The sequence below is a fragment of the Roseospira visakhapatnamensis genome (assembly GCF_014197915.1).
Taxonomy (GTDB): Bacteria; Pseudomonadota; Alphaproteobacteria; order Rhodospirillales; family Rhodospirillaceae; genus Rhodospira; species Rhodospira visakhapatnamensis.
The window spans coordinates 25,121-32,867 of record NZ_JACIGK010000034.1 but is presented as its reverse complement, the minus strand read 5'-3'; the positions used below and the strand labels follow the sequence as shown (position 1 = coordinate 32,867).

Genomic DNA, 7,747 nt, shown 5'->3' with positions numbered 1-7,747 from the left:
GTCAAGCCGTTGATAGAAGGCGTCTCTTTTGACGCGCTCCTCGCCGACAAGGCGTTCGATATCGACTGGATCCGCGCCGAGTTGGACGACCGGGGTGCCTCGGCCGTGATTCCCTCCAAGGCCGACCGAAAACACCCGAGTCCCTGCGACTTCGCGATGTACCGCTGGCGCCACCTCGTCGAGAATTATTTCGCCAAGATCAAGGAGTTCCGGGGCATCGCAACACGATACGACAAGACCGACAGCAGCTACACCGCAAACTGGTACCTTGTCGCAGCCATCATCGCAGGTCGGTGATTGTCAACAGGCCCTAGCCGTGGCGAGCGCGCGGCAGCATGGCCCGATAGGCATGCCACGAGGCGTATCCGGCCAGGGGAACGGTGACGGCGAGGCCCAGGAAGGCGGGAATCATGCCCGAAAGGGTGATGAAGCCCAGCGTGGCACCCCAGCCGATCAGAACGCCGGGCTGGCGCGCCACCGCGCGCATGCTGACCGCCATGGCGTGGTAGGGCAGCGTGTCCGGCCTGTCCACCAGAATGGGAATGGACAGGAAGGTGACGGCAAAGGCGACGGCCGCCATCACCGCCCCCACCAGCGTGCCGGTGGTCAGAAACAGGGCCGCCTGCGGGCTGCCCAGCAGGGCGATGGTGAAGTTGGTCAGGGAGGGCGGCGACTCCCCATAGAACCCGGCGAAGATCAGAAGCGCCAGGAGCATCCAGGTCATCATGATCAAGGTGACCGCCACGCCCACGACGGCCAGGCCGGGGATGCTGGCGCGGCTGCGCCGCACAGCCTCGATCAGGTCGATGTGCTCGCCATTCTCATGGGCGCGGCTGAGCACATGCAGCGGCACGGCGAACATGGACCCCACCAGCATGAACCCGCTGGCCAGCGGCAGCACCACCGAGCCCATGCCGCTGAACAGGACGAACGACACCACCGTCCAGGAGAGAACGACGAACGCGGCGCCGTACACCAAGCTGCTGACGGGCGCCCGCTCGAAGTCGTCCAGGGCCTGGTGAACCCAGCGGCTTGAGTCGTCGACGGTGACCCGGAGCACGGTCGGACCCGGCGCCGGGTCGGAACCGGGGGCCAAACGTGGATCCGACGCTGGGGACGGATCCGTCGGCGAATGGGCCGAAGTCTCGACCATGGCGCGTTTCCTCCCTCTCTGAGCCCCACGGGTCTCGGGCGGCACCTCCCTCGGACGCCGCATCGATTCCTTTTGACTTAGAAACAGTACAAGACATTTCGGTCCCGCGACAACCGCGTTGCCGGCGCGGCGTCGGCCCGGGCATCCCGGCGTCGGGGTGCCCCGGGTCGGAGATCCTTGGGTCGGGGATCCTTGGGGCGGGGATCCTTGGGTCTGGGCCGGGATACCGCCGTCGTCAGAAATCCAGATCGGCGTAATGCCGGGCCGGCCGCAACCCGGGCTCGGCATCGGCCAGCAGGCTCCGGAAGCACGGACGGCACTTGAGCAGCGTGTACCACTCCTTGGCCGTGGGATGGTCGTCCCACGGCACATCGCCGGCGTAATCCACCAGCGACAGATGGGCGCCGGCCATCAGGTCGGCCAGGGTGGGGCGAGGCCCCACCAGCCAGCGGGTTTGCTCCGTCAGCCAGGCAATGTAGCGAAGGTGGATATGGATGTTCGCGCGACCGGCCCGGATGGCGCGGGAGTCGGGCGCGCCGTTGCCGGTGATGCGCGTGACCAGCTTCTCGCCGGCCAGCGTGTCGGTGACCTCGCGGCGGAACTTGTCGTCGAACCAGGCCACCAGACGCCGCACCTCGGCCCGGGTCACCGGATCGGTGCCCAGCAGCGGCGGATCCGGATACACCTCGTCCAGGTACTCGGCCACCGCCAGGGTTCCGGCCACGGTGGATCCGTTGGTGTCCACCAGGACCGGCACCTCGCCGGCCGGATTGAGGGCCAGGAAGGCTTCGTCGCGAATCCAGGGAGGTTGGACCTGGTCCTTGGTCTCCAGTCCCTTTTCGCCCAGAACCAGACGGGCCAGCCTGGCGCCGGGATGCAGCCAGTGATGATAGAGCGTTCGCATGACGGCGGAGTGTAAGGACGGACGCCGTCCAACGCCAGGGGAGATGGACGAGGCGACGGGGCGCCGATCGCGACTGACGCGCGTGCCGCAAGCCTTGGACTCCCCGTGGCGGAGACTTGCCTGGGAGATCCGCCGGTCGCGTCGCGTCTTCCGAGTGGCGCGCGGGCGAGGGTGGCGCCGTCCCACACGCGTTTCACTTTTCGTTCAGGTGAAATATATATAAGGTTGTTCTACTTGTTTCGTTTGGCTACTGTCCCGTCTCAATAAACGGTCTCATACTGGCGCGCCGTTTCGCCCGCCTGCCCGGCGGGCCGGGTCCGATCCCGCCCAACCGCCCAACGTACCGTGGATCACGGGACTCCACGGTCCGCACAGGAACGCTCCGTCGATGATCACCCTGACCCTTGCGCGACGCATCGCCTTGTCCGCGATCACCGTGGTCGTGGCCTGCTTCGTCATCATCATCAGCTTCGTCTCGGTTCAGCAAACCACCTTCGCCAACGACACGGGCCATGAGATCCTGACCCGGCAGGCCAAGGAAATCGGTGGCTTGACGCAGGACCGGATCGGCGAGGCCCTGGCCCTGGCCCGCACCATGGCGTCGGCGCTGGAGGGACTGATCATCGCCGGGGTGTCTGATCGTGACGCCTATGGCGGTGTGGTGCGGGAGACCATTCGGCGCAATCCCGGGGTCGTCGGCGGCGGTGTGGGGCTGGCCCCCGACACCATCGGCGCCGATGCCGACCATCAGGCGACGGGATTCAGCGACGCCGACGGGCGCCTCGTTCCGTACTTCTACCGCGACGGCGGCGGCGTCTCGTGGGAGCCCCTGGTCATGGGCGGCGACTCCGGCTCGGAGGCGTGGTACGACCTGCCGATCGCACGCCGCGCCGACGTGCTGACCGAGCCCTACCTGTACCCGGTCGGCGATCGGGACGTCCTCATGACCACGGCCTCCGCGCCGGTGTATCGGGACGGCCGACCGGTGGGCGTGACCACCATCGACCTGGCGCTGGACGACTTGCAGGCGGGCATCGCCCAGGTCCGGATCTTCGAAACCGGGACCGGCGCCCTGCTGAGCGAGGCCGGACAGTGGGTCTCTCATCCGGACAGCGCCCGCCTCGGCAAGACCATGACGGAGTCCCCCCTGTCCGCGATGTTTCGCGAGGCCGTCGGCGGCGAAACCGTGGTTCGTCATATGGATGTCGACGGCGACGAGCACATGGTGGTGATGCTGCCGGTCCGGTTCGCGACCGAGGACGCGACCTGGGTGGCCATGGTCCATGCGCCCGCCCATGAAATCCTGGCCAGCGCCAACGCCTTGCAGCTGTCCATGGTGGTCGCCGCCGGGCTGTGCGTGCTGGTAACGGCGCTCGTGCTGTGGCTGGTGGGCGGCAGCATTGCCCGGCCCCTGGTGGCCGTGACCGGCGTCACCGAGCGTATCGCCGCCGGTGACCTGCACCAGGACATCCCCGGCACGACGCGCCCTGACGAGATCGGCGCCCTGGCCCGCTCGGTGGCGGTCTTCAAGGAAAACAGCCAGGAAATCGAACGCCTTCAGGCCGAACAGGATGCCCTGCACCGGCGCAATGCCCGCCGCGTCAAGAGCGAGATGTTCGCCTTGACCAATGCCCTGGAGGAAGAGGTGCGCAGCGCCATCGGCGTGGTGGAGCGACAGTCCCACGCCATGCACGAAGCCGCCGTGGCCATGAAGGACGCCGTGGGGCACACCGAGCACGGGGCCGAGTCCGCCGCCGGCGCCGCCCGCGACGCCGCCACCAGCGTGGATGCCGTGGCCGCCGCCGCCGAGCAGATGGCCGGGTCCATCGGCGAGATCAGCCGCCAGGTCGCCGGTGCCTCGGCCATCGTCCATCGCGCCGCCCGGCAGGCGGAAACCACCAACGACCGCATCAAGGGCCTGGTCTCGGCCGCCCACCAGATCGGCGCGGTGGTCAGTCTCATCAGCGGAATCGCCAAGCAGACCAACCTGCTGGCGCTGAACGCGACGATCGAGGCGGCGCGCGCCGGCTCGGCCGGCAAGGGCTTCGCCGTGGTCGCCAACGAGGTCAAGATCCTGGCCTCGCAGACCGCCAACGCGACCGAGGAGATCGAGGGCCAGATCGGCGGCATGCAGACGGCGACCAGCGAGGCGGTGGAGGCGATCCAGGGGATCGTGTCGGTGATCGGCGAGATCAACGAAATCACCACGGCGATATCGGCGGCGGTGGAGGAACAGACCGCCGCCACGGGCGAGATCAGCCAGAGTGCGCAACAGGCCGCGCTGGGCACCCAGGCGGCCACGTCGGGCATCGGCGCCGTCTCGCGCAGCGCCGAGACCACCGGACAGCATGCGCGCTCGGTCGAGGATTCGGCCCAGGACGTCCGTCAGCGCGTGGAACAGATGCAGGCCGCCCTGACCCGCATCACCAACGCGGGCACGGGTGAGGATCGTCAGTCCAACGCCCTGCGCACCGTCAACGTGGCGGTCACGGTCACCCTGGCCGACGGGTTGTCGCGGTCGTGCCTGCTCCAGGATCTGGCCCCCAGCGGCGTCGGCACCCTGGACCGGGCCGTGGACACGGCGCGGGGCAGCGAATTCCGCGTCAGCGTGCCCGAGTTGGGGACGCTGGCGGGTGTCGTGGTCGCGCGGACGGAGACCTCCACGCACATCCGCCTGGACCTGGATGAGGCCGAGAGCCAGCGCGTGGCGGCCTTCGTCCGGACGCGGGGATCACGATAGGACTGGCCGGCGCGTCTGGACGGCACCGGGACAAGGACATCACCCCGGTGCCGGCGACGGCCACGACCCACCCCGCGTCACCGCCTTCCCATTCGTGCCGGCGTTGCGTATGGTCCCGCGCATCATGCGTCATCATCCGCCGCCGGCATCCGCGACCGCCCCATCCCCCCCCGCCACCACCTTCGCCACGGATCTGCGGTTCCCGGATCTGCGGTTCGAGGGGCGCGGGCTGGTGTGCCTGCGCGGCGAGCGGATCGTGTTCGGCAATCTGGGCTTCGGCCTGGGTCCCGGGGAGGCCCTGCTCTTGCTGGGTCCCAATGGCTCGGGCAAGTCATCGCTGCTGCGCCTGATGGCCGGGTTGCTGCGCCCCTTGGCCGGCGAACTGGGGTGGCACGATGGTCCGGTCCGCGCCGATCCGGAGCGCCACCACGCCCGGACCCGCTATGTGGGCCACACGGACGCCGTCAAGCCGGTGCTGACCGCCGCCGAGACCCTGCGCTTCTGGGCTCGTGTCTGCGCCGAGACGGCGCCCTCGCGCGCCGCCCTGGACGCGGCCGTCGCCGAGGCGCTGGCACGGCTGGATCTGACCCGGCTGGCCGATGTCCCGGGGCGGATGCTGTCGGCGGGACAGCGGCGACGGCTCAATCTGGCGCGCCTGCTGGCGGCGCCGGCGCCCCTGTGGCTGATGGACGAGCCGACGACGGCCCTGGACCGGGCCTCGGTCCGCATCCTGGAGGACCTGCTGGCCGAACACCGGGCGCGGGGCGGCATGATCGCCCTGTCGACGCACCAGACCGTGGACCTGCCGGGCGCGCGCGTGCTGGATCTGGATGCCTTCGCGGTCGATCCGCTGGATCTGCACGCCGATCCGGAGATGCGCGCGGCCCACCTGGCGGAGAGCCCGGCATGATGACGGCCCTTTTGGCGGTGTTGCGCCGCGACCTGCGCCTGGCCTTGCGCCAGGGCGCCGACAGCCTGATGGTGGTGGCTTTCTTCGTCATCACGGTGACGTTGTTTCCCTTCGGCGTCGGCCCGGAACAGGCGGTGCTGGAGCGGATCAGCAGCGGCGTGGTCTGGGTGACCGCGCTTCTGGCCGCCCTGCTGTCGCTGGATCGGCTGTTCCAGGCCGATTACGAGGACGGCAGCCTGGATCTCCTGACCCTGACCCCCACGCCGACCCTGGTGCTGGTGGTCGGCAAGATGGTGGCCCACTGGCTGACCACCGGCCTGCCGCTCATGGTGGCCTCGCCCGTGCTGGCGCTGCTGCTGCACATGCGGGCCGAGGGCTACGGGGTGTTGCTGGCGGCCATGGCCCTGGGCACGCCGTCGCTCAGCCTGATCGGCGGCGTCGGCGCGGCCTTGATCCTGGGCGCGCGGCGGGGCGGAGTCCTGCTGTCGTTGCTGGTGTTGCCGCTGTACGTGCCGATCCTGGTGTTCGGGGTTTCGGCGGTGGAGGCGGCGGTCATGGGGCTGGACGCGACGCCGCAGTTGATGATCCTGGGCGCGTTGCTTCTGGGGGGCCTGGCCCTGTGTCCCTGGGCGGCGGCGGCGGCCTTGAAACAGGCCGTGGCGTAGGGGTCTCCATGGGCGTTTTTGGTTATGTTTGCCCGCCATGGATGACTCCGGCTACGCTGTGGGCCGGATGCGATGGGTCGCCCTGGCCGGCGCACGGGATGGCAGGGGTCTCCGGACGACCGGCACCGTGAAAGGGTCGTTCATGAACCGCCCCCCTCGCCTGAGCCGAAAGCTGGTCAGCCTGGCCTGGATCACCCTCGCCGGCGGGGTCGCGGGCGTGGGGTATGTGGCCGCGCTGTCCACGCTGAACCTGTTCCCCTTCGACTTCAGCCTGACGGCGGCGCGCGCCGGCCTGCTCAACGGGGCCACCATCACCACCCTCATCGGCCTTCTGGAAATCATGATCTGGCATGCGCCGCGCGGGGTGCCGCTCCGGCGGTTGCCGTTCCCGGTGCGCCTGGTGATCAAGACCATCGCCTACACGGGGATCATCGTCGGGACCCTGTTGGCGTACAACACCTGGCTGTTGGCCGACTCCGGGGGCGACCCCCGGGTCTACATCCGGGACTACCTGCCCCTGGATGCCCTGGTGTCGTTCATGATCGCGCTGGTCATCCACTTCGTCATGCTGACCCGGCGGATGATCGGCGGGCGGGTGTTGAGGAACATCGTGATGGGCCGGTACGCGCGGCCGACGCGGGAAACCCGGGTGTTCCTGTTCGCCGACATTGCCGAGTCCTCGTCCATCGCCCTGTGCCTGGGCGACGTGCGCACCCACGCCCTGATCAGCCGCGTGTTTTTCGACCTGGATGCGGTGATCACCGCCCATGGCGGCGAGGTCCACCGCTATGTGGGCGATCAGGTCGTGGTGACCTGGCCGATGGAGGCGGCGGTGCGTGACGGCCGCTGCCTGCGCTGTGCCCTGGAGATGCGCACCCTCCTGGAGCGGCGCGCGCCGTGGTACCGGCGGCACCACGGCATCGCGCCACGGATCCGGGCGGCGCTGAACGGCGGACCCGTGGTGGCCGGCGAGTGCGGCGACGGCAAGCTGGAGATCGTCTACTTCGGGGATACCGTGAACACCGCCGCGCGCCTGGAGCAGACCACCAAGAGCCTCGACCGCTGGCTGCTGCTGCCGTCGGCGCTGGCGGCGCAACTGCCCGCCACCGTGCCCGGGTGGACCCGGGTCGAGGTCGGGGCCGTCCCGATCAAGGGGCATGAGGCGCCCGTGGCGCTGTCCAGCTACGATCCCGCCTCCCTTGACAGTCCGCACACGGCCGACAAGATCACGCCGGGCAAAAGAAACCCGGGTCGTGCCGCATGAGACGTCCCGTGACGAGATCCCATGACCACGAACCCGGGTCAGTCAAGGAGGAGGAGAAGACGGTTCGCCCCGGCCATCACATGTCCGCCGGGGCACATCGGTTCAGCGTCA

Annotated in this window: 6 protein-coding genes and 1 pseudogene; 5 read left to right on the top strand and 2 right to left on the bottom strand. The window is 69.2% G+C overall.

Translation table 11 applies throughout. The features are described 5' to 3' along the window. Positions 1–297: pseudogene (locus GGD89_RS17145) on the top strand (IS5/IS1182 family transposase); the annotation flags it as partial. Positions 298–310: 13 nt separating this feature from the next. On the opposite strand, the gene GGD89_RS17140 reads toward GGD89_RS17145, so the two are convergent. Beyond that, positions 311–1,096 carry a DUF2189 domain-containing protein gene (locus GGD89_RS17140; protein WP_184047878.1) on the bottom strand — a complete coding sequence of 262 codons (786 nt, stop codon included), beginning with the start codon at positions 1,094–1,096 and terminating at the stop codon, positions 311–313. Between the two features lie 292 nt (positions 1,097–1,388). Then, entirely contained in the window at positions 1,389–2,057 is a 669-nt protein-coding gene (locus tag GGD89_RS17135; RefSeq protein WP_184047875.1) for a glutathione S-transferase family protein, read from the bottom strand. A gap of 388 nt (positions 2,058–2,445) precedes the next feature. On the opposite strand from GGD89_RS17135, the gene GGD89_RS17130 reads away from it, so the two are divergent. From GGD89_RS17130 to GGD89_RS17115, 4 genes are all read left to right on the top strand, one after another. Continuing rightward, positions 2,446–4,797, top strand: coding sequence for a methyl-accepting chemotaxis protein (locus GGD89_RS17130; RefSeq protein WP_184047872.1), 2,352 nt, complete (start codon positions 2,446–2,448; stop codon positions 4,795–4,797). 124 nt (positions 4,798–4,921) lie between these two features. Continuing rightward, positions 4,922–5,707 carry a heme ABC exporter ATP-binding protein CcmA gene (gene ccmA / locus GGD89_RS17125; RefSeq protein WP_184047869.1) on the top strand — a complete coding sequence of 262 codons (786 nt, stop codon included), beginning with the start codon at positions 4,922–4,924 and terminating at the stop codon, positions 5,705–5,707. Further along, on the top strand, positions 5,707–6,372 hold the full coding sequence (ccmB, locus tag GGD89_RS17120; protein ID WP_184047887.1) for a heme exporter protein CcmB: 666 nt from the start codon (positions 5,707–5,709) through the stop codon (positions 6,370–6,372). The genes ccmA and ccmB overlap by 1 nt, the downstream gene beginning before the upstream one ends. 142 nt (positions 6,373–6,514) lie before the next feature. Beyond that, positions 6,515–7,636 (top strand): adenylate/guanylate cyclase domain-containing protein, encoded by a 1,122-nt coding sequence (locus GGD89_RS17115; protein WP_184047866.1) that lies wholly within the window; start codon positions 6,515–6,517, stop codon positions 7,634–7,636. Positions 7,637–7,747 lie beyond the last annotated feature (111 nt).

Coding starts and splice junctions, on each gene's coding strand:
- GGD89_RS17135 (WP_184047875.1), bottom strand. CDS start 2,057: ATGCGAACGCTCTATCATCACTGGCTGCATCCCGGCGCCAGGCTGGCC.
- GGD89_RS17130 (WP_184047872.1), top strand. CDS start 2,446: ATGATCACCCTGACCCTTGCGCGACGCATCGCCTTGTCCGCGATCACC.
- ccmA (WP_184047869.1), top strand. CDS start 4,922: ATGCGTCATCATCCGCCGCCGGCATCCGCGACCGCCCCATCCCCCCCC.
- ccmB (WP_184047887.1), top strand. CDS start 5,707: ATGACGGCCCTTTTGGCGGTGTTGCGCCGCGACCTGCGCCTGGCCTTG.
- GGD89_RS17115 (WP_184047866.1), top strand. CDS start 6,515: ATGAACCGCCCCCCTCGCCTGAGCCGAAAGCTGGTCAGCCTGGCCTGG.